24 protein-coding genes are annotated in these 25,685 nt (G+C 66.7%); 11 read left to right on the forward strand and 13 right to left on the reverse strand.

The annotated features are described in order from the left end of the window. Positions 1-15 precede the first annotated feature (15 nt). Both purE and FIU89_RS03020 read left to right on the forward strand, forming a co-directional pair. Positions 16-504, forward strand: coding sequence for a 5-(carboxyamino)imidazole ribonucleotide mutase (purE, locus tag FIU89_RS03015; RefSeq protein ID WP_152491241.1), 489 nt, complete (start codon positions 16-18; stop codon positions 502-504). Further along, positions 497-1,570: a 5-(carboxyamino)imidazole ribonucleotide synthase gene (locus tag FIU89_RS03020; RefSeq protein WP_152491242.1), complete on the forward strand. Its 1,074-nt coding sequence runs from the start codon at positions 497-499 to the stop codon at positions 1,568-1,570. The genes purE and FIU89_RS03020 overlap by 8 nt, the downstream gene beginning before the upstream one ends. Here FIU89_RS03020 and FIU89_RS03025 read toward each other — a convergent pair. The 7 genes from FIU89_RS03025 to FIU89_RS03055 form a co-directional block, all read right to left on the reverse strand. Next, positions 1,567-2,712, reverse strand: coding sequence for an alpha-D-ribose 1-methylphosphonate 5-triphosphate diphosphatase (locus FIU89_RS03025; protein ID WP_152491243.1), 1,146 nt, complete (start codon positions 2,710-2,712; stop codon positions 1,567-1,569). The genes FIU89_RS03020 and FIU89_RS03025 overlap by 4 nt on opposite strands. Continuing rightward, positions 2,709-3,431: an alpha/beta fold hydrolase gene (locus FIU89_RS03030; RefSeq protein ID WP_152491244.1), complete on the reverse strand. Its 723-nt coding sequence runs from the start codon at positions 3,429-3,431 to the stop codon at positions 2,709-2,711. The genes FIU89_RS03025 and FIU89_RS03030 overlap by 4 nt, the downstream gene beginning before the upstream one ends. Positions 3,432-3,477: 46 nt before the next feature. Continuing rightward, the gene (locus tag FIU89_RS03035) at positions 3,478-4,329 is read right to left on the reverse strand and encodes a DMT family transporter (RefSeq protein ID WP_152491245.1); all 852 of its coding nucleotides are present in this window, start codon (positions 4,327-4,329) and stop codon (positions 3,478-3,480) included. Between the two features lie 111 nt (positions 4,330-4,440). Then, positions 4,441-5,379, reverse strand: coding sequence for a sterol desaturase family protein (locus FIU89_RS03040; RefSeq protein ID WP_152491246.1), 939 nt, complete (start codon positions 5,377-5,379; stop codon positions 4,441-4,443). Continuing rightward, positions 5,376-5,768 (reverse strand): hypothetical protein, encoded by a 393-nt coding sequence (locus tag FIU89_RS03045; protein WP_152491247.1) that lies wholly within the window; start codon positions 5,766-5,768, stop codon positions 5,376-5,378. The genes FIU89_RS03040 and FIU89_RS03045 overlap by 4 nt, the downstream gene beginning before the upstream one ends. 58 nt (positions 5,769-5,826) lie before the next feature. Further along, entirely contained in the window at positions 5,827-6,996 is a 1,170-nt protein-coding gene (locus tag FIU89_RS03050; protein ID WP_152491248.1) for a PLP-dependent aspartate aminotransferase family protein, read from the reverse strand. A gap of 62 nt (positions 6,997-7,058) precedes the next feature. Next, positions 7,059-7,964: a DMT family transporter gene (locus tag FIU89_RS03055; RefSeq protein WP_152491249.1), complete on the reverse strand. Its 906-nt coding sequence runs from the start codon at positions 7,962-7,964 to the stop codon at positions 7,059-7,061. Between the two features lie 271 nt (positions 7,965-8,235). Here FIU89_RS03055 and FIU89_RS03060 point away from each other — a divergent pair, with 271 nt between their 5' ends. The 3 genes from FIU89_RS03060 (at position 8,236) to gndA (ending at position 12,029) form a co-directional block, all read left to right on the forward strand. After that, complete coding sequence (locus FIU89_RS03060; RefSeq protein ID WP_152491250.1) at positions 8,236-9,423, forward strand: aspartate aminotransferase family protein; 1,188 nt, start codon at positions 8,236-8,238, stop codon at positions 9,421-9,423. Positions 9,424-9,434: 11 nt separating this feature from the next. Next, complete coding sequence (gene argF / locus FIU89_RS03065) at positions 9,435-10,361, forward strand: ornithine carbamoyltransferase (RefSeq protein WP_152491251.1); 927 nt, start codon at positions 9,435-9,437, stop codon at positions 10,359-10,361. Between the two features lie 261 nt (positions 10,362-10,622). Then, complete coding sequence (gene gndA / locus FIU89_RS03070; protein WP_254701777.1) at positions 10,623-12,029, forward strand: NADP-dependent phosphogluconate dehydrogenase; 1,407 nt, start codon at positions 10,623-10,625, stop codon at positions 12,027-12,029. Between the two features lie 84 nt (positions 12,030-12,113). Here gndA and FIU89_RS03075 read toward each other — a convergent pair whose 3' ends face one another. The 4 genes from FIU89_RS03075 to FIU89_RS03090 all read right to left on the reverse strand — a co-directional run bounded on the left by FIU89_RS03075 (position 12,114) and on the right by FIU89_RS03090 (position 17,403). After that, positions 12,114-13,595, reverse strand: a complete 1,482-nt coding sequence (locus FIU89_RS03075) for an inorganic phosphate transporter (protein WP_152491253.1) — start codon at positions 13,593-13,595, stop codon at positions 12,114-12,116. Positions 13,596-13,675: 80 nt separating this feature from the next. Then, complete coding sequence (locus FIU89_RS03080) at positions 13,676-14,137, reverse strand: NUDIX hydrolase (protein ID WP_152491254.1); 462 nt, start codon at positions 14,135-14,137, stop codon at positions 13,676-13,678. A gap of 90 nt (positions 14,138-14,227) precedes the next feature. Beyond that, complete coding sequence (hrpB, locus tag FIU89_RS03085) at positions 14,228-16,672, reverse strand: ATP-dependent helicase HrpB (protein ID WP_152491255.1); 2,445 nt, start codon at positions 16,670-16,672, stop codon at positions 14,228-14,230. 8 nt (positions 16,673-16,680) lie between these two features. Further along, positions 16,681-17,403 (reverse strand): DUF3108 domain-containing protein, encoded by a 723-nt coding sequence (locus FIU89_RS03090; RefSeq protein WP_172978011.1) that lies wholly within the window; start codon positions 17,401-17,403, stop codon positions 16,681-16,683. Between the two features lie 261 nt (positions 17,404-17,664). On the opposite strand from FIU89_RS03090, the gene meaB reads away from it, so the two are divergent. Then, on the forward strand, positions 17,665-18,654 hold the full coding sequence (meaB, locus tag FIU89_RS03095) for a methylmalonyl Co-A mutase-associated GTPase MeaB (protein ID WP_152491257.1): 990 nt from the start codon (positions 17,665-17,667) through the stop codon (positions 18,652-18,654). A gap of 250 nt (positions 18,655-18,904) precedes the next feature. Then, entirely contained in the window at positions 18,905-19,606 is a 702-nt protein-coding gene (locus FIU89_RS03100; RefSeq protein WP_152491258.1) for a hypothetical protein, read from the forward strand. Here the strand turns inward: FIU89_RS03100 and FIU89_RS03105 are convergent. Next, entirely contained in the window at positions 19,549-20,439 is an 891-nt protein-coding gene (locus tag FIU89_RS03105) for a glycosyltransferase family 10 (RefSeq protein WP_152491259.1), read from the reverse strand. The two genes, FIU89_RS03100 and FIU89_RS03105, sit on opposite strands and share 58 nt — an antisense overlap. A gap of 147 nt (positions 20,440-20,586) precedes the next feature. On the opposite strand from FIU89_RS03105, the gene FIU89_RS03110 reads away from it, so the two are divergent. Beyond that, complete coding sequence (locus FIU89_RS03110; protein WP_152491260.1) at positions 20,587-21,078, forward strand: flavin reductase family protein; 492 nt, start codon at positions 20,587-20,589, stop codon at positions 21,076-21,078. Positions 21,079-21,218: 140 nt separating this feature from the next. Continuing rightward, on the forward strand, positions 21,219-21,839 hold the full coding sequence (locus FIU89_RS03115; protein ID WP_152491261.1) for a hypothetical protein: 621 nt from the start codon (positions 21,219-21,221) through the stop codon (positions 21,837-21,839). Positions 21,840-21,849: 10 nt separating this feature from the next. On the opposite strand, the gene FIU89_RS03120 is transcribed toward FIU89_RS03115, so the two are convergent. Then, positions 21,850-22,866 (reverse strand): TraB/GumN family protein, encoded by a 1,017-nt coding sequence (locus FIU89_RS03120; RefSeq protein ID WP_172978012.1) that lies wholly within the window; start codon positions 22,864-22,866, stop codon positions 21,850-21,852. A gap of 220 nt (positions 22,867-23,086) precedes the next feature. Here FIU89_RS03120 and groES point away from each other — a divergent pair, with 220 nt between their 5' ends. Together groES and groL are read left to right on the forward strand one after the other, a co-directional pair. Beyond that, on the forward strand, positions 23,087-23,398 hold the full coding sequence (groES, locus tag FIU89_RS03125; RefSeq protein ID WP_103763300.1) for a co-chaperone GroES: 312 nt from the start codon (positions 23,087-23,089) through the stop codon (positions 23,396-23,398). A 58-nt stretch (positions 23,399-23,456) separates the two neighbouring features. Then, positions 23,457-25,103 (forward strand): chaperonin GroEL, encoded by a 1,647-nt coding sequence (gene groL, locus FIU89_RS03130; RefSeq protein ID WP_152491263.1) that lies wholly within the window; start codon positions 23,457-23,459, stop codon positions 25,101-25,103. Positions 25,104-25,685 lie beyond the last annotated feature (582 nt).

The raw sequence follows: 25,685 nt of genomic DNA on the forward strand, positions 1-25,685 counted from the left end.
AAAGGGGAGCGTGACATGGGCAATCCGCAGATCGGCATCATCATGGGCAGCCAGTCGGACTGGACCACGATGAAGGAGGCCGCGGTGATTCTGGACGAGCTGGGCGTGGCGTACGAGACGCGCATCGTCTCGGCGCACCGCACGCCGGACCGGCTGTGGGAGTATGGTAAAGCGGCGGTCGACCGTGGACTGAAGGCGATCATCGCCGGGGCCGGCGGCGCCGCGCATCTGCCAGGGATGATGGCCAGCAAGACGCGGGTGCCGGTCATTGGCGTGCCGGTGCAGACCAGGGCGCTCAGCGGTGTCGACAGTCTTTATTCCATCGTGCAGATGCCCAAGGGCTTTCCCGTGGCGACCATGGCGATCGGCGCGGCGGGGGCGGCCAATGCTGGCCTGATGGCGGCGGCGATCCTGGCCAATGGCGATGCGGATCTGGCGGCGCGGCTGGACGAGTGGCGCGCGGCGCTGTCGGCCTCGATCCCCGAGGAGCCCAGCGATGACTGAGCCTTTGCCGCAGGGCGCGGTGATCGGGATCCTGGGGGGCGGTCAACTGGGCCGGATGCTGTCCGTCGCGGCCAGCCGTCTGGGGTTCAAAACCTGTATCTACGAGCCGGCAGGCGATTGCCCGGCGAGCCATGTGTCGAATTTCCATTTCCAGAAATCCTATGAGGTCGAAGACGCGCTGCGGCAGTTCGCCGGCGCCGTGGACGTGGTGACCTACGAGTTCGAGAATATCCCGACCTCGGCCTTGGACGTGCTGGAGGAGGCTCGCCCGATCCGCCCGGGGCGCGAGGCGCTGCGGGTGAGCCAGGACCGGCTGACCGAGAAGGACTTCCTGACCGGGCTGGGGCTGCGCACCGCGCCCTATGCCGACATCACCGATCTGGCGCGCCTGAAGGCCGCGCTGGAGGAGATGGGCACGCCCGCGATCCTGAAGACGCGGCGCTTTGGCTATGACGGCAAGGGGCAGGTGCGGATCAATGATGCGTCCGAGGCCGAGGCCGCGCTGGACGCGATGCAGGGCGCGCCGGCGATCCTGGAAGGGTTCGTCGAGTTCAGCCACGAGGTGTCGGTGATCGGCGCGCGGGGCTTGGACGGGCAGGTGGCCTGTTTCGATCCGGGCGAGAACGTGCACCGCGACGGGATCCTGCACACTACCACGGTGCCCGCGACTCTGAGCACGGCGCAGCGGACGGATGCAGTGCTGCTGGCCGGGCGGATCCTGAACGCGCTGGATTATGTCGGCGTGATCGGCGTGGAGTTGTTCGTGACGTGTCAGGGCCTGATCGTGAACGAGATCGCGCCGCGGGTGCATAATTCGGGGCACTGGACGCAGCAGGGTTGCGCCGTGGACCAGTTCGAGCAGCATATCCGGGCTGTGGCGGGATGGCCGCTGGGGGACGGGTCGCGCTATGCGGACGTGGTGATGGAAAACCTCATTGGCGACGACATGGACCGTGTGCCGGACATTGCCGGGGAGGCCGGGGCGAGCCTGCATCTCTACGGCAAGGCGGAGGCCAAGCCGGGGCGCAAGATGGGGCATGTGAACCGCGTCGGGGGCGCGGGCTAACCGACGAAGCGCGCGGCGACCTCGCCTTTCATGTAGGTGACCTGACCGCCCGAGAGCGTGGCGCAGACATCTCGGGTCTTGGTGTCGACGATGACGAGGTCGGCGCGCTGGCCGGGGGTGAGCGTGCCACGGTCGGTGAGACCCAGAAGCCGTGCCGGACCCGACGAGATCATCCCCCAGGCGGCGGCGAAGTCCATCAGCCCGCCATCTGCCAGCAGGAAGGCGGCGCGGCGCATGGACGGGTAGTGATAATCCGAGGCGAGCGCATCGCACAGCCCCATCGCGATGAGGTCGAGCGCGCTGGCATTGCCCTTGTGCGAGCCGCCGCGCACCACGTTGGGGGCGCCAAGAACGATGGGCGCGCCGGTGGCGCGGGCGGCCTCTGCCGCCTCGGTGGTTTCGGGGAACTCGGCGATGTGGACGCCGCGCGCGTCCCATGCGGCGCGCTGGGCGGCGGTGTTGTCGTCGTGACTGCCAAGGCGCACGGGCAGGTCCGAGAGCCGGTCGCAGAGGGCGTCGAGGGCGGCGGGTACGTCTTCCATCCCGGCGTGCAGCGCGTGGATGTCTTCGAGGTGTCTGTCGGGATTCTTGCCGATCCTGAGCGACTTGCCCACGTGGCCGGGGGGCGTCTTGCCCTTGGCCAGCAGGTCATGCGGCAGGTGGTCGTTGAACACCAGGTAGGGGATGGCGTGGCGGGTGATCCAATCCTCTATCGTGGCGTAGTCGTCCAGCATCGAGATCTCGAAGCGCAGTTGCACGCGCAGGTCGGTGCCGACGCGGGGGCGGATATCGTCGAGGCTTTCCAATACGCGCCGGGCGAAGTCCGGCCCGCGCATCCCGCCTTCCCAGCTGTAGAACTGCGCCAGCGTGGCGGTGGTGATGCCGTTGGCGGCCAGCTCGGTCTCGGCCACGATCAGGCCCTGGTCGAGGTCTTTCATGGCGCCGCGCCGGGGGGCGAGGTGTTTTTCGAAGGCGTCGCCATGGGCGTCGACGAGGCCGGGCAGGATCAGATAGCCCGAGAGGTCGATCTCGCGGGCCGGTGCGGTGTCGGTGACGCGGCCGTCCGCGACTGCGAGCGGCGTCTCCTCAAGGCCCGCAGGCGTCAGCACCTCGGCCCCGGTCAGGCGCAGGGCAAGGGTCATTCCGTGAGGCCTATGAACATGTCGGTGATGTTCATGTCGTGGTCGAACCTGCCCGTGCGCAGGAAGGCCAGCACCTGTGCTATGACGTAAGGATTGTTCATCATGAAGGTGTGGCTGACCGGCAGTTCGATATGATCGGCCATGCCGTCGACCTTGGTGGATTCGACCGACACCTTGCCGTCATCGGCGCCCTCGATCAGGACCGAGAAATAGGGGTTGAGGGAGCGCGTGCCGGCGATGATCCCAAGCTCGAAATCCACTGGCGGGAGCGTGTTGGTGATGCTGTCCGTGCCGGTGTCGAGTTGCATGCCGGCGGGGCCGTTCATCCACTCGAACAGCTCCAGCCCGCCCAATTCGTCCACCAGTTCCGAGCCGTGATTGGGCGGTCCCAGCATGACGACGCGGCCCATGTCGGCGGGGCGATTGTCGCGCAGCCAGTGGCGCAGGAGGATGCCGCCCATGGAGTGGGTGACGAAATGGATCCTGTCCTGCCCGCAGACGCGGGCGGCATAGGGCAGGGTTTCCTCGGCCAGTTCGGCGATATCGAGTTCGGTCGAGGGATAATCGGTGCGGAAGGTGGTGTAGCCTTCGTTCTTCAGCACTTCCTCCATCACGATGAAGGAGGTTTCGGTCCGCGCCAGGCCATGCAGCAGCACCACGCAATCGGCCAGCGCCGGGGCGGGGAGCAGAAGGGCAAGGGCGGTGAGCGCGGCTTTCATGCAGACTGAGATAGGCGTTCCGGCGGCACAGATACAGCCCCGGCGCTCAGGTTTTGCGGCGGCGCGGCATGGAAAGCGCAACGCCGCCCAGAACGAGGGCGGAGGAGAGCACGATCTGCACGGTCAGGGATTCGTTCAAGAGGAGGATGCCGCCCAGGAGCGCGATAATCGGCACGGTGAGTTGCGCGACGGCGGCGACAGAGGCGGCGAGCGATGGCAGGACGGTATACCAGAGCGCGTACCCCAGGCCGGAGGTGACTGCGCCGGTGACAATGGCGAGGAGGATGCCGTAGGTGGTTAGAGGGGCGGCGTCAGCGGGGCTGGGCAGGGCGAGCCAGGCCAGCAGTCCGAAGGGGGCGGCGAGGGTGAAGTTGGCGGCGGTGGCCTGAAGCGCGTCTTTCGCTTTGCGGCCCGCAAGGGAATAGACGCCCCAGCCGATGCCCGCGAGTGCCATGAGCGCGCCATGCACAGGGCTGACCGGCGTGCCGGCGCCGGGCCACATCAGCCAGGCGAGGCCGGCGAGCGCCAGCCCCGCGCCGATCCAGCGGCGGGCGGGCAGGGGCTCGCGCGTCAGGAGGGCGGCGGCGAACATGGTGATCTGGACCATGCCGAAGAGGATGAGCGCGCCAAGCCCCGCATCAAGCGCGCTATAGGCCAGCGAGAAGCCGTACATGTAGGCCAGGAGAGAGACGACGCCCGCCACCCGCGCGGGCCCACCGAGGCGCAGCCCGCCGCGCAGGACGATGCAGAGACCGGCCAGCATTGCCGCGCCCGCCACCAGACGGATCGCACCGAACGGCACGGCGTCGATGTGGCCGCCCGCCAGCGCCAGGCGGTTGAGGATGGAGTTGGCGGCGAAGGCCACCATCGTCAGGGCGGTGAGCAGGAAGAGGCGCATGGGATAGCCGTAGCGCGGGGCGGGGGCGAAGGAAACTCACATTGGCGCGGTGGCGGAATTTTGAAAAAATTCCGGGCAAATTTCTTTTGAAGAAATTTTCTGCGCCCGGCGTCAGGTGAGCTTCTCGAACCCCGGCGTGTTCGCGTCTTCGGGGTGCTTGGCGAGGTGCTTGCGCTTGATCGTCTCGGAGGTGTCGCGGCTGCCGTCATGGCTCCATCCCGGGGGCTGGATGCAGTAGTTCAGCCGGTCGCGCCAGGTGAGACCCGGCTGAACCACGTCGCGGAAGATGCCGACCCATTCGTGGAAGGCCACGCGGATCGGGTTGAAGGTGCCGAGGTTGCGGACGAGGCCGTAATCGACTTTCTCACTGTCCTGCTCGGGGACGAAGGTGCCGAACATCTTGTCCCATATGATGAAGACGCCCGCGTAGTTTGCATCGAGATAGCGCGCGTTGCGGCCGTGGTGGACGCGGTGATGCGAAGGTGTGTTCATCACCGCCTCGAACCAGCGGGGCAGGCGGGTGATCGCCTCGGTATGAATCCAGAACTGGTAGATCAGGTTCAGACCGCCGCAGAAGAGCACCATCGCGGGGTGAAAGCCCAGGAGGATCAGGGGCGCGCGGACCAGCATCATGAAGGTGAAGGTGCCGGTCCATGTCTGGCGCAAGGCGGTCGTCAGGTTGTAGTGCTGCGAGGAATGGTGATTGACGTGGCTGGCCCAGACCCAGCGGATGCGGTGGCCGAAGCGGTGGACCCAGTAGTATCGCAGGTCATCGAGCACGAAGCACAGGATCACCACCCAGACCGAGGTGCCGAGGTCGAGAGGTGTGATGGCCCAGAGCGCCATGAAGAACCCGTAGGCGACGAAGCCCAGAAGGATGCCGGAGGCGACGTTGCCCGCGCCCATCACCAGAGACGTGAGCGCGTCGTAGGTTTCATACCGGCCGCCGCGGCGTTTGACGACGATCCAGACAAGCTCGATCAGGATGAGGGCGATGAAGACGGGAACGGCGAAGTTCACCACGTCGGGATAGGTCAGTTGATCGGTCATTGGGGTGCCTCCATCAGGCCGGGCCAGAGGCGGGCCTCGTCGGGGTCGAGCGTGAGGGTGATGCGCGGCGCGGTATAGTCGGGCAGGGCAATGCGAAGGCCGGTGTCGGTCTGCGTGACCTGCGCGCCGTCGAGATACCGCGCGGTGGTGTCGGCGCCCATGGGCCAGACGATTCCGGCGCCTTGCGGCGTTTCCACAAGGGCGGCGTGTCGGTCGTGGCTGAGTATCACGCGCGTCGGCGTATCCTCGGGGAATTCGCGCAGCCAGGCGCGGCGGGCTGCGGCCTCGTCCTCGAACGTGGCGGGTTGCGACAGGCCGAGCAGGTGCAAGAGCACCGCAATGCCTGCGATGCCGAGCACGACCATCGGTAACAAGATGCTGAGCGGCATGTCCTCTTCCCTCGCGTCGTATCTAGCCCGGGAAGGGGGCGCACGATCAAGGGTGACGTTACGGCGCCGCCGCCCCGGCGCGCTCCAGCGCCTGTTCGAGATCGGCGATGAGGTCGTCCGCATCCTCGATCCCGATGGACAGGCGCAAGAGGCGGGGATGCACGGGGAAGCCCTCGCCCGAGACGGTCTTGCGGTGTTCGATCAGGCTTTCGACGCCGCCCAGCGACGTGGCGGGATAGAAGACCTCGCAATAGCGGCTGACGTCGATGGCGGTCTGCTCGGTGCCCTTGACGAGGATCGAGAGCATCCCGCCATAAAGACCGCCGGTCTGGCGCTTGGCGATCTCGTGATCGGGATGCGAGGGCAGGCCGGGATACATCACCTTCTCGATGCCCGGATGCCCTTCGAAATGTTGGGCGACGGCCAGGGCATTCTGGGTCGCGCGCTCATAGCGCAGCATCAGCGTGCGCATCCCGCGAATGAGCAGGAAAGCATCGAAAGAGTGCAGCACGGTGCCCTGGATCATGCGGACGTGGAAGATCTCGTCCCAGTACGTCCCGGTTTCGCGGACCGAGAGCACGCCCGCGGTCACGTCGGAATGGCCGTTGAGATACTTGGTGGCGGAGTGAAAGGAGATATCCGCGCCAAGCTCCAACGCGCGGGTGGCGCAGGGAGGCGTGCCGGTGCAGTCGGTGACCAGTTTCGCCCCGGCGGCATGGGCGATCTTGGCGGCGGCGGCGATGTCGGTCGTGTCCCAGTTGGGGTTGTTGGGGGTCTCGACCCAGACCAGCGCGGTGTCGCCCTTGACCGTTGCGGCCTTCATCGCGTCGAGATCGCCGGCGGGGTAGGTGCTGACCCGCAGGCGGTTCTTGGCCTCGTAGGTTTTGAACTGCGCGAGGACGCCATGATACATCACCTCGGGCACCACCACATGGGCGTCGGCGGGCAGGTGTTCGATCACCGCCGTTGCCGCGCCCATGCCCGACGAGAAGAGCAGGCTCTCGGCGGCGCCTTCGAGGTCGGCGATGATCGCCTCGGCCTGTTCGGTGGTGACGTTGCTGTCGCGCCGGTACATGTAGTTTTGGCGCAGTGCGTAGTTTTCATCCCGCGCGTAGGTGGCCGAGGGCTGGATTTGCGGCACGATGGCGCCGGTGGCGGGATCGAGACAACGCAGGGCCTGGGCCAGTTTGGTGGCAGGCGAGAGCGGGCGGTTGGGGCGGTGGGCCATCGGGCAATTCCTTTCAGCGTTGGCGCAGACGGTAGGCATTTGGTTCGCGATGGCAAGCCGGGTCAGAGCGGGCGCGCGGGTGGGACCGTGGGAGATTTGAGCCGCGCCTCTCGCCACGCGAGCAAGGCAGCGCCGGAGAGAACTGTCACGGCGCCGAGAATGGATATCGCGTCGGGCCGGACCGAGAACACGGCGGCATCGTAGAGCGCGGCGAAAACCAGCGTGGCATAGAAGAAGGGGGCCACGAAGCTGGCATCGGCGCGGGCCAGCGCGTTGACGAAGCAGGCTTGCGCGGTGGCCATCAGCAGGCCGATCCCGGCAAGCGCGGCCCACTGTGCCGGGGTGGGCGCGGTCCAGACGAAATAGGCCGCCGCACTGGCGATGAGGCTGCCGAAGAGGTTGTTGATCAGCAGGATCTGAAGCGGGCGTTCGCGGCCCGAAAGAAACTTGATCGCGATGAGTTCCATGCCGAAGCAGGCGGCGGCAGCGAGGGCCAGGAGCGCGCCGGGTTCGATGCTGCCGCCGCCGGGGCGGGTCAGGATGAGCGCGCCCAGAAGGGCGATGGCGGCGGCGGTCCAGCGGACGGGACCGACCTTTTCGCCAAGTATGGGAATCGCCAGCATCATGCCAAAGACCGGGTTCAAGAAGGTGATCGCGGTGGCGTCGGACAGAGGAATGAACGCGGCGGCGGCGAACATCAGGGTGACGCCGCCCCAGCCGAGGCCCGAGCGCAGAAGGTGCAGATGCAGCGCGGGGCGGACGACGCGGAACCGCGTGGCGGCGGCGAAGGTCGATATGGTGATGAGCGCGAAGACGAACCGGCCCTGGCTGATCTGCAACGGATGCAGCGCGGGGCCGAGCGCGTCGGTGCCCAGCGCCTTGGCCAGAAGCGTGCAGCCGGCGATGAAGGCGGCGGCAGCAAGGGTCAGGAGCGCGGCGGCGCCGGGGTTCTGGATGGGCGGGGTCATGCTGACTGACGTGGCAGGCGGCAATGGGAAACTCAAGCGCCATATCGAGGCGCGCCAAGAAAACGCTTTGCGCGGGGCGCGGAACCGGCTATGTCAGCGCCCATGATCGAACCCCGCACATATTGCCTGAGCCGACGCCGCCGCGCCTGGGCCTGACGTCCCGTTCGCCTGTTCGATCCCCCCGGTGCCCAAGCGCACCACCTTCTTCCACCATTGACGAACGCCCTGCCATACGGCACTCAAAGGGCTTCCATGTTTGAGGATACCACTGATGATCCCCTCCGTTCTGCCGACGTATAATCGTGCACCGCTCAGCTTTGTCAAAGGCGAGGGCGCCTGGCTGATCGAGGCGGATGGTCGACGCTTCCTGGACCTTGGCGCGGGCATCGCGGTGAATGCGCTGGGCCATGCGCACCCTTCGCTGGTGGCGGCCCTGACCGAGCAGGCGGGGGCGCTTTGGCATACCTCGAACCTCTACCAGATCCCCAAGCAGCAGGAGCTGGCCGACAAGCTGGTGGCCGAGACCTTCGCCGACACGGCCTTCTTCTGCAATTCGGGCACTGAGGCGTGCGAGTTAGCGGTGAAGATGTGCCGCAAGTATTTCTTTGACGCGGGTCAGCCCGACCGTACCGACATCATCGCCTTCCAGGGGTCGTTTCACGGCCGGTCGAGCGCCGGGATTGCCGCCGCCGGGTCGGAGAAGATGACCAAGGGGTTCGGGCCGCTGTTGCCGGGGTTCAAGCATGTGCCGTTCGGCGATCACGATGCGCTGCACGCCGCGATTGACGAGAACACCGCGGCGATCCTGCTGGAGCCGGTGCTGGGCGAGGGCGGGATCAAGCCGGTGCCGGACCAGTGCCTGAAGGGGCTGCGCGATCTGTGCGACGAGAAGGGCATCCTTTTGATTTTCGACGAGGTGCAGTGCGGCGTGGGCCGGACCGGCAAGCTCTTTGCGCATGAATGGGCGGGGATCACGCCCGACATCATGATGGTGGCGAAGGGCATCGGCGGGGGCTTTCCGCTGGGCGCGGTGTTGGCCACTGAAGAGGCGGCGCGCGGTATGACGGCGGGCACGCATGGGTCGACCTATGGCGGCAACCCGCTGGGCTGTGCCGTGGGCTGCGCGGTGATGGATATCGTGGCCGATGCCGGTTTCCTGGCCGAGGTCAACCGCAAGGCGGGCCTGTTCCGGCAAAAGCTGGAAGGGCTGGTGGCGGCGCACCCGGACGTCTTCAAAGGCGTTCGCGGATCGGGCCTGATGCTGGGGCTGGAATGCGTGGCGACCAATACCGACGTGGTGGCCGCGGGCTATGAGGCAGAAGTTGCGGTGGTCCCCGCGGCGGAGAACGTGGTGCGCCTGTTGCCGCCGCTGATCATCACGGACGACGAGATCGGCGAGGCGGTGGCCCGGATGGACAAGGCGGCGACCGCCGTCAAGACGGCGCTGGCCGAGGCGTGAGGAGCGGGACGATGCAGCATTTTCTGGATATTCACACGACCGACGCGGGCGAATTGCGCGACATCATCGACGGGGCGCGGCACATGAAGACAGCGCGCGAGGGCCGTCCGCGTGGTGCGGCTGATGACGAGCAGCCGCTGGCGGGCCGGATGGTCGCGCTGATCTTCGAGAAGCCGTCGACGCGGACGCGCACCAGTTTCGACGTGGGCGTGCGCCAGATGGGCGGCGAGACGATGGTGCTGTCGGGCGCGGACATGCAGTTGGGCCACGGCGAGACCATCGCCGACACCGCGCGGGTGATGAGCCGCTATGTCGACCTGATCATGATCCGGACCTTCGATGAAAGCGTGTTGCAGGAGATGGCGGATTATGCCGACGTGCCGGTGATCAACGGGCTGACCGACCGCACGCATCCCTGCCAGATCATGGCGGACGTGATGACCTATGAAGAGCATCGCGGGCCGATCCGGGGCAAGAAGGTGGTCTGGGCCGGGGATGGCAACAATGTCTGTTCGTCCTTCCTGCACGCGGCGGGGCAGTTCGGGTTCGACATGACATTCACCGGGCCGTCGCAGCTGGACCCCGAGGAGGAATTCGTCGGGCTGGCACGCAAGGCGGGCAGCACGATCACCATCGAGCGCGACGCGGCGAAGGCGGTGGAGGGCGCAGACCTTGTGGTGACCGACACCTGGGTCAGTATGCATGACAGCCAGTCGAGCAAGGAGCGGCGCCACAACATGCTGCGCCCCTTCCAGGTGAACGCCGAGCTGATGAAGCACGCCAAGGACGACGCGCTGTTCATGCATTGCCTGCCCGCGCATCGCGAGGAAGAGGTGACGAGCCCGGTGATGGACGGCCCGCATTCGGTGGTGTTCGACGAGGCCGAGAACCGGCTGCACGCGCAGAAGGCGATCATGCGCTGGTGTCTGGGCGTCTGAGCCTGACCTGAAAGAGCGCGGTTCCCGCGCGCTGGCTGGTCTCGTCGTTGCCCTTGCGGGCGCCTCCTCGGGCGCGGGATGGCGGGTGCGACGCGTCACGGCGCGGTCCGGGTGGCGTGGCGGAGGCCCGGCCTGCCTTCGGCGAGAGTATTTCTGCCAAGAAAAAGGGCGAGGCGCGGGAAAGGCCGCCGGGCGCGCGACCGGGTTTCTTGGCATCCGGCGCGGGGCGGTCTACGCTGGCCGGGAAGCATGGGAGCGGACATGACAGGCGGCACCGCACAGATCGGCGTATACGGGCTTGGCACGATGGGCAGCGCCCTGGCGCTGAACATGGCCGAGAAGGGCTTTGATGTTGCGGTGACCAACCGCGAGGCGGACTGGATCGGTGCATTTGTCCAGGAGGCCGGGCCGCTGGCCGAGCGCCTGCATCCGCATGACGATTTGCGCGATTTCGTGGCCGGGCTGAAGACGCCGCGGGTGATGCTGTTCATGATCCCGTCGGGCAAGCCGATGGATGCGATGATCGAGGAGGTGGCGCCCCTGCTGGAGGAAGGCGACACGATCATCGACGGCGGCAATGCCGATTTCCACGACACCCGGCGGCGCGCGAAGGCGCTGGCCGGGAAAGGCCTGCATTTCGTCGGCATGGGTGTGTCGGGCGGCGAGCAGGGCGCGCGGCACGGGCCGTCGATGATGGTGGGAGGCAGCGAGCACAGCTGGGATCAGTTGCGCGACGTGTTGCGGGCAATCGCGGCGCGGTATGAAGGTGACCCGTGCGTCGATCATCTTGGCCCCGACGGGGCGGGGCATTTCGTCAAGACCGTGCATAACGGCATCGAGTATGCCGACATGCAGGTGATCGCCGAGATCTATGGCCTGTTGCACAACGGCTGCGTCTGGCCGCCGGCGCAGATCGGGGCGCTGTTTTCGAGTTGGAACGAGGGTCCGCTGAAATCCTACCTGGTGGAGATCACCGGCGAGCTTTTGGCCTATACCGACCCGGCGACCGGGCATCCGGTGGTGGACGTGATCAAGGATGCGGCGGGGCAGAAAGGCACCGGGCGCTGGACCGTGGTGGAGGCGGTGCGCATGGGCCAGGCCGCGACCATGATCGAGGCGGCGGTGGGCGCGCGCGCGTGGTCGTCGGAGAAGGACACGCGCATCAAGGCGCAGGACTTGCTGGGCGGTGAGCGCGGCCTGCTGTCCCTCGACGAGGAGACCCTGAAGGAGGCTTTCATGGCGGCCCGGGTTCTGTGCTATGCGCAGGGGTTTCGCGTGCTGGAGGCGGCATCGCAGGAGTATGAGTGGCAGCTGGACCATGCGCGGATTGCCGAGGTCTGGCGCGCCGGATGCATTATCCGGTCAGTTCTGCTGGACGATATCGCCGCGGCGTTCCGCGAGGATTTGCCGCACGGGCAGTTGTTCCTGTCGCCGCGCTTCGCGGAGATCCTGAAACGCACGGTGCCGGCGCTGCGAAAGGTGGTGGCGGAGGCTGTGGTGGGTGGCCACGCGATCCCGGCGCTGTCGGCGGCGCTGCAATGGTACGACAGTATGCGCCAGGGCTATGGCACCGCCAACATCATCCAGGCACAGCGGGATTTCTTCGGCTATCACGGCTTCGCCCGGTTGGGGCAGGAAGGCAAGTTTCACGGGCCGTGGTGGGAGTGAGCCTTGCGCCCGAAGGGCAAGCGTCTTGAGCGATGGCACGGTCGAGGCCCCTTGCAAGACCGGCGCGGGCGCCGGGGCTGAGGATCAGCCCGTCAGGCTGTTCAGCACGTAGAAGATGAATGCCGACATCAGCGCCGCGGCGGGCACGGTGATGACCCAGGCGGCGACGATGGTCATGAAATGGCTGCGGCGCACCAGCTTGCGGCGGCGGCGTTCTTCGGGGGCGAGGCGCTTGCCCGTGCCGCCGGTGGTCAGGCCTTTCCGAAGGCGGCGTTCCATGTACCATTCACGGAAGAACCCGACGCCGAAGACCCCGCCCACCGCGATATGCGTGGAGCTGACAGGCAGGCCCAGCCAGCTGGCCACGATGACGGTGATCGCCGCCGACAGGGCGACGCAATAGGCGCGCATCGGGTCGAGCTTGGTGATCTGGCTGCCGACCATGCGGATGAGCTTGGGGCCAAAGAGGAACAGGCCGAAGGAGATGCCGAAGGCGCCGATGATCATGACCCAGAGCGGGATCGCCACCTCGCCGGCAAAGCCACCGGCTTCGGAGGCGTAGACGATGGCGGCCAGGGGGCCCACGGCGTTGGCGACGTCGTTCGCGCCGTGGGCGAAGGACAGCAGCGCCGCCGAGATGATGAGCGGCAGTCCGAACAGCGCCTTGAGCGAGCGGCGGCGGTTTTCCATGCCCTCGGACTGGCGCCGGATCAGGGGGATGGTCACGGCATAGATCACGGCCCCGGTCGCGGCGCCGATCAGCAGGGCCGTGCCGATGTCGATCCTGACGATCCGCTTGAGGCCTTTCATGGCGAGGTAGGTGGCGAAGGTCCCGGCCATCAGGCCAACGAGAATGGGCACCCAGCGGCGGGCGGCGGCGATCTTGTCTTCGCGGTAGGAGATGCGGGTCTTGATCAGGGCGAGGCAGGCGGCAGCGATGACGCCGCCCAGGACCGGCGAGATCACCCAGCTGGCTGCGATGGCGCCCATGGTGGGCCAGTTCACGGTGGCAAGGCCCGCGGCGGCGATGCCCGCGCCCATGACGCCACCGACGACGGAATGGGTGGTCGAGACCGGCGCGCCGACCTTGGTGGCGAGGTTGACCCAGAGCGCGGCCGAGACCAGCGCGGCCATCATCGCCCAGATGAAGGTCTGGGTGTCCTGCATGCCGCCGGGGTCGATGATGCCCTTGGAGATGGTCGACACCACGTCGCCCCCGGCCAGGAGCGCGCCCGCGCTTTCGCAGATCGCGGCGATGACGATGGCCCCGCCCATGGTGAGCGCGTTGGCGCCCACCGCCGGGCCCATGTTGTTCGCCACGTCGTTGGCGCCGATGTTGAGCGCCATGTAGGCACCGAAGATTGCCGCGGCAATGACCACCGTGTTGCTGGGAAAGGCGCCGAAGAAAAGCGCCGCGCCAAGACCGGCGATGACCATGAAGGCCAGCGCGACGCCAAGCGAGACCAGCGGACGCGAGACATAGGCCGTCGCATACTCGATCTGCGAGATGCGCCCGAGATCCTTGTCGAGCGTCTTCCACTGGTTGTTCTGCGGGTTCTCGGCCAACGGTCCCCTCCCGGTCCGGTTCGGGGCCGAGCGCTAGCCGGTCCGGCGCGGCGGTTCAATGCCGCGCCGTCACAAAACTGTTACATTTCCAGCAAAATGGTCTTGAGGCCCGGTTCCTGTACCATTTCAGCCGCATCCGCGGGGCTGACCCAGCGGCGGGTGCGCTGATCATGTTCGGGGTAGATGTCGGCGAGTTGCTTGACGCGGACCTTGAACACCTCGACCTCGACCGGGGCATCGTAGCCATGGTCGAGATGCTTGTCGTAGGCGTAGCTGCCGACATGGCCCTCGATTGCGGCGCAGTCAGTGACGCCGGCCTCTTCCCAGGCTTCCTGAAGCGCGGCTTCGGCGGCCTTCTTGCCGTCCATCGGCCAGCCCTTGGGCACGATCCAGCGGCCCGTGCCGCGGCTGGTGATGAGCAGGACCTGCTTTTCCGCCTTCGGGGTCACTCGGTAACAAAGTGCGGCCACCTGCATTTCGGGTGGTCTGCGTAATATCGGCTGGACGAACTCGGCCCAGGCCCGCTTCATCGTATTTGTCATTGTGCTGCTCGTCTTAAAAAAGTCTTTCACTATTGTATATACGTTTCTTGCGCCAAAAATCAAATTTTGCGTTCAATTTTGCTGAATTGGTCAGGAGTTGCGGCGTTTGGCGCGCAGGGTCGGGTCGGCCTCGCGCGGGTTTTCGGGCCAGGGATGCCTGGGATACCGCCCGCGCATTTCCTTGCGCACGTCGGCATAGGAGCTGTCCCAGAAGCCGGGAATGTCGAGCGTCGTCTGCACCGGGCGGCCCGCGGGGGACAGGAGCGTGACGCGCAGGGGCGTGCGGCCCACCGTGGGATGGGTCGTCTGGCCGAACATTTCCTGCAGGCGCAGGGAAATCTCGGGATGGTCGCCGGAATAGTCGATGGGGATGCGCCGCCCCAGAGGCGTGGTGAAATGGGCCGGGGCGGCGGCATCAAGACGTTGCATCTGGTTATAGGTCAGGCGCGCGCGCAGGGCGTCCAGCATGTCGAAGCGCTTCCAGTCGGCGGCGGTCTTGAGGCCGGTGATATAGGGCAGGAGCCAGGACTCAAGCGTGTCCAGCAGGGCGGCGTCGGACATGTCGGGCAGGTCCTCGCCCGCCTCGCGCAGAAGGGCGACGCGGGCGGCGAAGCGGCGGGCGGGGTCGGACCAGCTGAGGCCGAGGTCGCGGATACCGTCCAGCATGGCAAGGGCCACGGCGTCGTCGGGGGCATCCTTCCACATGCGGTCGTCGAGGATGAGTGAGCCAAAGCGTTCCTGTTTGCGGGCGATGACGCGGCGCTCGCGGCGGTCCCAGTGGCAAACGTCGTGCCAAGCGATCTGGTCGGCGAAAAGCGCGCGGAGTTCGGCCTCGGACAGGGCGATGGCCTGCCGGATGCGGGCCTCGCGCGGGTTGCCGTCGAGGTCGGTGGCGACCAGCAGGCGTTGACTGGCCAGCGGATCCTCGTCGGGCAAGAGCGCGCCCTTTCCACCCGACAGCACGAAGCGCGGCGCGTCACCCTTGCGGCGCAGGCCGATGCGATCAGGATAGGCGAGGGCGGCGCATTCGGCGTCGGACAGTCCGCTCGCTTGCGTCGATTTTGCCTGTGAGGCCAGGCGCTTGGCCTCGGCCCGGATGCGCATCACCGCGCCTTGGTTGGCCGGATGCGGGTGGCGCGCCTTGGGGGCGCGCAGGGCGGCCATGCGCAGGGCGAGGTCGACGGGCGCGCCGCGCGGCAGCGGATCGCGGTCGGCCAGCAGGGCGGCAAGCAGGGCCGCGTCCGGTCCGGCGGTGCCCAGCATGTGGGCGAGGCGGGGATGCAGGGGGAGCCTGGCCAGCGCCTTGCCATGCTCGGTGATATGGTTCGAGGCATCGAGCGCGCCAAGCATCTGTAGCAGCGCCTGCGCCTCGGCATAGCTGCCGGGATTGGGCGGGGTCAGGAAGGGCAGGTCGTCAGGCGCAGCGCCCCAGAGCGCGAGTTCGAGGGCGAGGCCGGCAAGGTCCGTCGCCTCGATCTCTGCCGGGGGATAGGCGGGCAGGGCGCCCTCCTCGCCCTTGGTCCAGAGCCGGTAGCAGGTGCCTTCCGCGACACGGCCCGCGCGGCCTGCGCGTTGCGTGGCCTCGGCGCGGGTGACGGGTTCGGTCACCAGCCGCGACATGCCGGAGCCGGGGTCGAACCGGGCGCGGCGGGACTTGCCGCCGTCGACGACCACGCGGATATCCTCGATGGTCAGCGAAGTTTCGGCGATGGAGGTCGCGAGGACCACCTTGCGGCCTTCGCTTACAGGGGCGATGGCGGCGCGTTGGGCGGCGAAGTCCATCGCACCGAAGAGGGGGCGGATGTGACAGTCGGGCGGAAGGCGGTCTTTCAGGAGTGCTTCGGTCCGGCGGATCTCGCCTTCGCCGGGGAGGAAGACGAGAACGCCGCCCGTGGTCTCGGACACGGCTTTCGTCACAAGTTCGGCAAAGGCCGTGTCCCACCTTGATTTCTTAGGCGTTGGCGCGTCGAGGTGGCGGGTCTCGACCGGAAAGCTACGGCCTTCGGACGTGACGATGGGGGCCTGCATAAGCTCGGCCACCGGGGCGGCGTCGAGCGTGGCGGACATGGCCAGAAGCATCAGGTCGTCGCGCAGGGCGCCCGCCACTTCGAGGCAGAGGGCGAGGCCGAGGTCTGCGTTCAGGGAGCGTTCGTGGAATTCGTCGAAGATCACCGCGCCGATGCCGTCGAGTTCGGGGTCGGACTGGATGCGGCGGGTGAGGATACCCTCGGTGACGACCTCGATCCTGGTGTCGCCCGAGACCCTGGCGTCGCCGCGCACGCGGTAGCCGACTGTTTCGCCTGTCTTTTCGCCCAGGGTCGAGGCCATGCGCTCTGCTGCGGCGCGGGCGGCGAGGCGGCGTGGTTCCAGCATGACGATGCGGCCCTTGGTGAGGTTTGCGATCAGCATTTCAAGGGGCACGACGGTGGTCTTGCCGGCACCGGGCGGGGCCTGCAATACGGCGCGGCCGTGGTCCCGGAGCGCTGTCAGCAGCGCCGGAATCGCGTCGTCTATGGGAAGCCTGTCACGGGTCATGGCCCGCCTTATCGGCGATGCATCGACACTTTGCCATAACGGGTGCGCACGACGACGGTTTCGGCGCGCATGGTGTTTCCCTGCGGGGCGTAGATCACCGTGACGGGCGCGGTGCGGTGGCGCAGTTCACGCTCGGAATAGCCGGCGATGCGGCGGTACTGGCCCGAGCACTGGACCCGCCCGCCTTCGAGCGCGGCGCGGCTGGTCAGGCTGAGGCGGGCGTGGCGATGGCCGTCGTAAACGTCTGCATTCAGGGAACAAAGCTGGTTCGGGGCCTGATCGCGCAGGGCGGCGTAAAGGGCCGTCAGCGGATCGTAGGCGCCGGGCAGGCTGCGCGGGTTGACGGCGGGTGCGCTGCTGCCGGTATCGCCGGTGACGCGGGTGGCGACACCGCCGGAAAAGGAGATCTTGAGGTTGGTGGAGCGGCTGCCCTCGGAGGTGACCTCGGAATAGCTGGCGGGAACGAACCGTTCCCCGGATTTGCCGCCCTGCGCGGCGAGGTCGAAGCTGGCCTGCTTGAGCGCGGACAGCGTGCCCGTGGTGGCGAACCGGGCGCGGACACTGTAGCCGCTGGCCGTCTCGGTGCTGGCCATGGCCATTTCGCCGACCTTGGCGCCGATCATGCGCACGTCGTAGCGCGCCTGCATACTGTCGGCCAGCGAAGGCGCCGCGCCGAGGGTCGTAAAGAGCGCCGCGAGGGCGAAATGGGTCAACCGGGTCTTGACTGTCACGTTGGGGCCTCTTGCATGGCGTCCGCGATGGGACATGGCGCAAGATGGACCCTAGCACAGTCGATCCGGATTTCATCCCGGCATCTGACACCGGGTCTGTCCGGGAGTGTCGGCGCAACCTGTTACGATTTCGTAAACCCGCCTTGCGGCGGCGGGTGGGGCCGCGGTTGCTGGACATTTCCCGGGTGGCTGGGGCACAAGTCGGAAGGCCCTGACACGGCCGCGCCACGCCGCGCACCGGACCGGAGGAGACGACGCGCCATGACCGACACGGATAAGCTTGCCGATCAACTGCTGGCGCAGGAGCGCCGGGCCCTGGCGCGGTCGATCACGCTGGTGGAAAGCGGGCGGGCCGATCACCGCGAGGCGGCGCAGGCCCTGCTGGACAGGGTCGCGGGGCATGGCAAGCAGGCGATCCGGGTCGGGTTGTCGGGCACGCCGGGTGTCGGAAAAAGTACGTTCATCGAAGCGTTTGGCATGATGCTGACCGGCATGGGACTGCGCGTGGCGGTGCTGGCGGTAGATCCCAGCTCGGCGCGGTCGGGCGGGTCGATTTTGGGTGACAAGACGCGGATGGAGCGGCTGAGCCGCGAGCCCGGGGCGTTCATCCGCCCGTCGCCCAGCCAGACGCATCTGGGCGGCGTGGCGCGGCGCACGCGCGAGGCGGTGACGCTGTGCGAGGCGGCGGGGTTCGACGTGGTGCTGATCGAAACCGTGGGCGTGGGCCAGTCCGAGACAGTGGTGTCGGAGATGTGCGATCTGTTCCTGTTGCTGCTGGCCCCGGCGGGCGGGGACGAGTTGCAGGGCGTGAAGCGCGGGATCATGGAGATTGCCGACCTGATCCTTGTAAACAAGGCCGATGGCGATCTGAAATCGGCGGCGACCCGGACCTGCAGCGACTATTCGGGCGCGCTGCGCCTGCTGCGCAAGCGGCCGCAGGACCCGGAGGGTTTCCCGAAGGCGATGATGGTGTCGGCGTTGCAGGACGAGGGGTTGAAAGCGGCCTGGGACGAGATGAACGCGCTGGTCGACTGGCGGCGCGAGAACGGGCATTTCGACGCAAGGCGCGAGGCGCAGGCGCGCTATTGGTTCGGCGAGGAAGTGAAGCGCGGACTGATGGCGCAGCTGGAGACACCTGAGGCGCGGGCTCTGATGGAAGAGGGCGCCGAGGACGTGGCCGAAGGGCGCACGGTGCCCAGCGTGGCGGCGCAGCGGGTGCTGGACCGTCTGCGCGGTGCGCAGGAGGGTTAATCGGGGCGGCGGCCCGGTTTGGCACGTCGGTATCGCGTCGGTATCCGGGTGGTATTGCGACGGTGCGGTTCGCCGCGCATTCAAACGTTAACGGGGCCGGACCGGGGGCGCGCGGTCTTGCATCGTCCTGGCGGCGGTGGGCGCCCATCCCGGACCTGATCCGGGATCTCCGGCGCGGCACGCCGCGTCTTGAAAGCGCGCGAGACCGACGTCAAGCTGCGGGCGCAGATCTTGCCGGAAAGCCTGCCCGATGTATGCCATCTCGCTGACCTCGATCCCGCCGCGCCTTGCCCGCCTCGGGCCGGTGCTGGACGCGCTTCTGGCGCAGCGCCCCGCGCCGGAGCATGTCTTTCTGAGCCTGCCCGAGCGCTATGCCCGGTTTCCCGGTCCGGTGACGCTGCCGGCCCTGCCCGCGGGCGTGACGCTGTTGCGCGGCGGCGCGGATCATGGGCCGGCGATGAAGGCACTGCCTGCCGCGCGGGTACTGGCGGGGCGGGACATGCGGCTGATCTATTGCGACGACGACTGGCTGCCGGTGTCCGATTGGGCCGCGCAGCTGCTGACCGACGCCGAGGACGTGGCCACGACCGGGCAGGCGTGGGACATCGCGCGTCTGGGGCGGGCGGGCGCCGGTGCCGACATCGCGCAGGGCTTCGCGGGGGTGTGCATCCGTCCCGAATGGCTGGCGGGGCCGGAGGTGGAGCCGCCGCCCGAGGCCACCCTGGCCGACGACATCTGGCTGTCGGGTCAGCTGGCGCGGCAGGGCATCCCGATCCGGGCGCGGCCCGAGGCCCGCCGGCGGTTGTGCCCGGCCTTCGACGATGCGCACGCGCTGCAGGACAGAACGCCGCGTGATGCGGTCAACCGCGCCTGTGCGGCGCTGGTGCATGCCCGCTATGGTATCTGGCCGGAGGCCTCGTCCGCCAGCACGGCGCGGGCGGCGCGCTCGTAGAGGTCGGCATAGAATACGGCCTGGGGAATCGCCGCCTCCAGCGCGGGCAGGAGCGCGGCATAGCGGGCTTCGGAGAGGTCGCGCAGGGCCTCTTTCATCTCGGTCTCGGTCTGACAGACGATCATGCCGCCGGGGTCGATGAAATCGGCGATGTTGGGACAGCCCCAGTAGATCGGCACGCATTTGCAGAGCAGCGCGTCGATCAGCTTTTCGGTGAAGTAGTTCGCTTCGCGCACGTTCTCGATCACCAGCGAAAAGCGGTAGGGCGCGAGGCCGTCGGCCTTGTGCTGGAAGGGCTGGTAGCCGCCGCCCATCACGTCGACGTCCAGACCGCCCGCCCTGACATGATCGGCCATGGCATGACGCAGCGCGTGACCTTCCTGGGAACGCTTGGCCGAGGCGATGAGGCTGCAGGCCCTGGTCTTGGTCAGGTCGAGCCGGGTCCAGTCGCCCACCCACGTGGTGCCCAGGGGAAAGAGCACGCCGTTGGGGATCGCCTCCAGCAGGCCGGGATTGGAACACAGCACCTTGTGGAAGCGGGCATACTGGTGGCGCAGCTTGCGCATGTGGTCGCCGTGGATCGCCTCGGGCTCCAGCACCATGACCGAGACCCTGGCCGGTGTGCCCAGCCAGGGCCGGCGATAGAGCAGGCTGGAGGTGTTGACGATGAGGTGGTCGGTGCGGTCGAGATCCCGCAGCGTCTTGTCGCTGCCGCCGAGCCGGTCGGGACGCCCCAGGGGCCAGACCAGCCGGTCCAGCGGCACCCGGCCCGGGCGCAGCCCCGGGCGGACGTCATAGGGCATCACGGCGATGGCGGGTGAAACATCTGTCATGGCGGCCCTGATACGGTCAAACCCCGGGCCGCGCAATCCGGCGCGTTCGCATTCGGTTCGGGGCCGTGCGCCATTGACATCCCGGCCCGGGATGCCAGCTTATGCCCCACCCGGAGAGAGACGGGTTCGGGTCAAGAAGGCAGCAGGATGACAGAGGCGCGCGACGCATTCATCGGGGCCATGCGGCAGGTGGCCGCGACGGTGACCGTTGTCACGACGGATGGTCCCGCCGGCAAGGCGGGGGCCACGGTCAGTGCGTTCACGTCGCTGTCGGCCGACCCGCCGTCGGTGCTGGTGTGCCTGAAGGCCGACAGCAGCATCGCGCTGGCGGTGGATGCCAACGGCACGTTCTGCGTCAACATCCTGCCCGAGGATGCCGACCACCTGGCCCGCCGCTTTGCCGGTATGTTCGATGCCGACAGCCCCGACCGTTTCGAGGGCGTCGAGGTCGTCGACACGGAATACGGCCCGCTCCTGCCCCGTGCGACGGCGTTTTCGTGCAGCCTGACGCATCGCCATGTCCATGGCAGCCACGCCATCTGCATTGGCGATGTCACGGGCATTTCCGATGCCGGGGAACGGCCGCTGACCTATATGAGCGGCAGTTTTCATATCGTGCGTCCCAAGGCGCAGGTCTGATCCGGGCCGGCGCCGCGCGGCGCGTCTGCAACCATCTCGCGATTTCCCTGATTTCCGCGCAATCACGCTTTCGGTCCGCCGCAATCTCGCCCCGATTCGCGCTTAACGCTGCGTTAAACGACGGGCGAAGGAAGGGCGAGATGAGCTATCTTGAGGCGGGCAGGAAGGTCGGCAGCAGTACGATCGACATGCAGGCGACGATGCGCGGGCTTGTCGCCGGCGAACGGTTGCAGCGGTTCAAGCTGGAGGCCGTGACGGAAATGGCGTTGCGCGTCGCCGGGATCGTGATGACCATGAGCTCGATCGCGATGTGGTTTTTCCTGCCGGTCGATCCGACGACCGGGCGGCTGGCGTCGTTCGGGCTGATGGCCTCGGTTCTGGCTGCGGCGGGGCTGGGGGTTTTCGCGTTCGGCACGCGCGGGTTCCGTCGTCGCATCACGCTGGACGTGGAGGCGGGCACCCTGACCCTGACCAAGATCAACATTCACGAACAGGCGCGGGTGAACCACGAGATCGACCTTGGCATGATCGAAAGCGTCTTTCTGCGCCGCTCGATCCAGCCTTGTGGCATTGCCACGTTGCTGGTGCGGGTGGCCGGACAGGACGCGCCGGCCATCGCGCTGTCGGGGGATCTGAGCGAGGTCGAGGACGTTCACGCCCAGCTGTGCGCGGTATTGCAACGCGGTTCCGTCCGCCCCGAGCGCGCGGCGACGTTGCGCCTGGCCGGGGCGCGGACCTCCGCGCGGGCGCTCGCCGGCTGAGCCGCGGCCGCTAGAGCGGGACGCGCGACACGGTATAGCCCGCCTGTTCCAGCAGCCTGAGGATGCCGACGTCGCCCGGCAGGTGCCCCGCGCCCACCGCGATCAGCACGTGATCCCCGGGCGTCACCTGCGCGTCCAGCCGTTCGATCCAGCTCTGGTTGCGTTTTTCCAGAAGCAGGTCTTCGACCATGGCGAACCCTTCGGCGCCGGCCTCGCCGCCGAATTCCTCGGAGACGTAGCGCGAGAAGGCCAGCGTCAGGGCGATCTCTTCGCTGAGGTAGCGTTCGCGGATGGTGTAGGACAGGTCGTTCATGTCGCCGGGCCAGGCCAGGGACATGCGGATCATCTCGATCTGGTCGTCCATCGGAAAGCTGTCCAGCAGGGTCAGCAGGTCCTCGAAATCCTCCAGCGAGCGGCTGGGGGTGCCGGCCTCCTCGGCGCGTTCGCCCACCAGCATGTCGATACCCTTGGCCTCGAACGCGCCGGCCTGTGCCTCGCAGGGGCCGATGCCCAGCATCATCCCGGCCCAGAGCGGCTTGAACTTGGCGGCCATGAAGCCAGGGATCATCCGGGCCTGCATTTCATCGCGATACCGCTGCCAGTCCTCTTCGCCCAGAAGGTCGGGCAGTGTGGGGCCTTCGGTGATGAACATGAGCGACGGGTTTTCGGCCATCGCCCGCTGCATTGCGGTCTGATCCTTGGTGGACACTTCAAGGTAAATCTTGTCCGCCGCGGTGATCATCGGCTCCAGCCGCTGAAGATGCGCGTCGGTCAGGCGGTGTTCGAAGTGATAGGTGCCGAAAATGTCGATCACCGTGTCGCCGCGCGTGGCCTGCCAATGGATCCCCTCGGAATGGGGCATCGCGGCGGCTTCGCGCTCTAGCTTTTTCCGCGTGCCGGGGTCCAGCGCGTCGATCAGGTCGGCGCCGCCGCAATTGGTGCCTTGGGTTTCTTGCGCGGTCGCGGGCAGGGTGAGGCCGAGGGCCAGGCACAACGGGGCCAGCAGCGCGGTGCGGAAAGTTTTCATCATCTGACCCCTTGTTTTACGTGCTTTAAACAAGATGTAGAGGGGCAGGGCGATGCGCGCAACAAGGGCCCGCCCAGGACCACGCAAAATTATCTCAGACACATATTGACAGCTTCGTGATCGCTCCTTAGCTATGCGCCGTTAGCACTCGACTACGGTGAGTGATAACGGCCTTCGCAGGGAGGCTTGAGGGAAACTTGATAGCCAAGGAGCAAAAGCTATGGCATTCAAACCGCTGCATGACCGCGTGCTTGTACGCCGCGTTGAGAGCGAAGAAAAAACCGCTGGTGGGCTGATTATCCCCGACAGTGCCAAGGAAAAACCCAGCGAAGGTGAAGTCGTTGCTGTTGGCGATGGCGCCCGCAAGGATAATGGCGAGCTGATCGAGATGGCCGTTTCCGTCGGCGATCGCATCCTGTTCGGCAAATGGTCGGGCACGGAAATCACGATCGACGGCGAAGAGCTGCTGATCATGAAAGAGAGCGACATCCTGGGTGTGACGACCGACGCGAAGGCCGCGCAAGCCGCCTGAACGCCACGGATCGTATCCTAAGCTGAACATCAACCAAAGACATCAGGAGCGACTTAATATGTCTGCAAAAGACGTGAAATTCGATACCGATGCCCGCAACAAGATGCTGCGCGGCGTCAACGTTCTGGCCGATGCGGTCAAGGTGACCCTTGGCCCCAAAGGCCGTAACGTGGTTCTGGACAAATCCTTTGGCGCGCCGCGCATCACCAAGGACGGTGTGTCGGTTGCCAAGGAAATCGAACTGGAAGACAAGTTCGAGAACATGGGCGCGCAAATGGTGAAAGAAGTCGCCAGCCGCACCAATGACGAGGCCGGTGACGGCACCACCACCGCGACCGTTCTGGCTCAAGCCATCGTCAAGGAAGGCATGAAGGCCGTGGCCGCGGGCATGAACCCGATGGACCTAAAGCGCGGCATCGACCTTGCGACGAGCAAAGTCGTCGAAGCGATCAAAGCGGCCGCCCGCGAAGTCAACGATTCTGCCGAAGTGGCCCAGGTCGGCACCGTGTCGGCCAACGGCGAAGCCGAGATCGGCCAGATGATCGCGGATGCGATGCAGAAGGTCGGCAACGAAGGCGTCATCACCGTCGAGGAAAACAAGGGCCTCGTCACCGAGACCGACGTCGTCGAGGGCATGCAGTTCGACCGTGGCTACCTGAGCCCCTACTTCGTGACCAACGCCGACAAGATGACCACCGAGCTGGAAGACTGCATGATCCTGCTGCACGAGAAGAAACTCTCGTCGCTGCAGCCGATGGTGCCGCTGCTGGAGCAAGTCATCCAGTCGCAGAAACCGCTGCTGATCATCGCCGAAGACGTCGAAGGCGAAGCGCTGGCGACCCTCGTGGTCAACAAGCTGCGCGGTGGCCTGAAGATTGCCGCTGTCAAGGCGCCGGGCTTTGGTGACCGTCGCAAGGCCATGCTGCAGGACATCGCGATCCTGACCGGCGGCCAGGTGATTTCCGAAGATCTGGGCATGAAGCTGGACAACGTCACGATGGACATGCTTGGCCAGGCCAAGAAGGTGTCGATCACCAAGGACGAGACCACCATCGTCGATGGTGCTGGTGAGAAAGCCGAGATCGAAGCACGGGTCAGCCAGATCCGCACGCAGATCGAGGAAACCACCAGCGACTACGACCGCGAGAAGCTGCAAGAGCGTGTTGCGAAACTCGCAGGTGGCGTTGCCGTCATCCGCGTGGGCGGCATGACCGAGGTCGAAGTGAAAGAGCGCAAGGACCGTGTCGATGACGCGCTTAACGCGACCCGCGCGGCCGTTCAGGAAGGTATCGTCGTGGGCGGCGGTGTCGCGCTTGTCCAGGGTGCGAAGGCGCTGGACGGCGTCGAGGGTGCCAACAGCGACCAGAACAACGGCATCGCCATCGTTCGCAAGGCGCTGGAAGCACCGCTGCGTCAGATCGCGGAGAACGCAGGCGTCGACGGTTCCGTCGTGGCAGGCAAGATCCGTGAATCGGACGACCTGAAGTTCGGCTTCAACGCGCAGACCGAGGAATATGGCGACATGTTCAAGTTCGGCGTGATCGACCCGGCGAAAGTCGTGCGTACCGCGCTGGAAGACGCCTCCTCGATCGCCGGTCTGCTGATCACGACCGAGGCCATGGTTGCCGACAAGCCGCAGAAAGAAGGCGCTGGCGCCGGCGGCGGCGGCATGCCCGACATGGGCGGCATGGGCGGCATGATGTAAGCAAGGTTTTCGCCTCGGCGAAAACCGTCGCCCGGTTGGCGTCCGACACGATCGGATGTCGACAGGGTGCCGCGAAAAACGAGGGCCGTCCCGTCGGGGGCGGCCCTTTTCGTTTGATGGGGAAGCGAGTGCTCAAGGGCAGGGAGTGCTTCGGCTGCTTCGCGCCCATTGCAGAGACGTGTGATCTATAGCTCCGAGCGCCATTGACGGGCCGCGGCGCGGCGATCCGACGGTGGGTCGGCAGCGCTTGATCCAGGCCAGATCCGAAACAGGATTGAGCGAAGCGCTGAACGTCACCCAATCGCCGGGCCGTGGGGGCGGCCCGGCGATGGCGCGGGGCCTGCGGCCTGAGTCAGCGCCAAGGCTGTAGATCAAATGTCTTCTATGTCCGCAAAGCCGACATTCGTGCCGCCTGCAACGACTGTCGGGATCGAGCCCGTTGCAAGACACTGGCATCGAGCCCCCAGCCGGTTAACCGCCGCGCAGCGGCCCGGCTATCGCCAGCCCCTCCCTTGGGCTGGCGATTTGGCTGAGGTTGGGCGCAACCATCATTCGGATCGCCATCCCAGGCACTGACGATGT

The organism is Roseovarius sp. THAF27, from assembly GCF_009363655.1.
Taxonomy (GTDB): domain Bacteria; phylum Pseudomonadota; class Alphaproteobacteria; order Rhodobacterales; family Rhodobacteraceae; genus Roseovarius.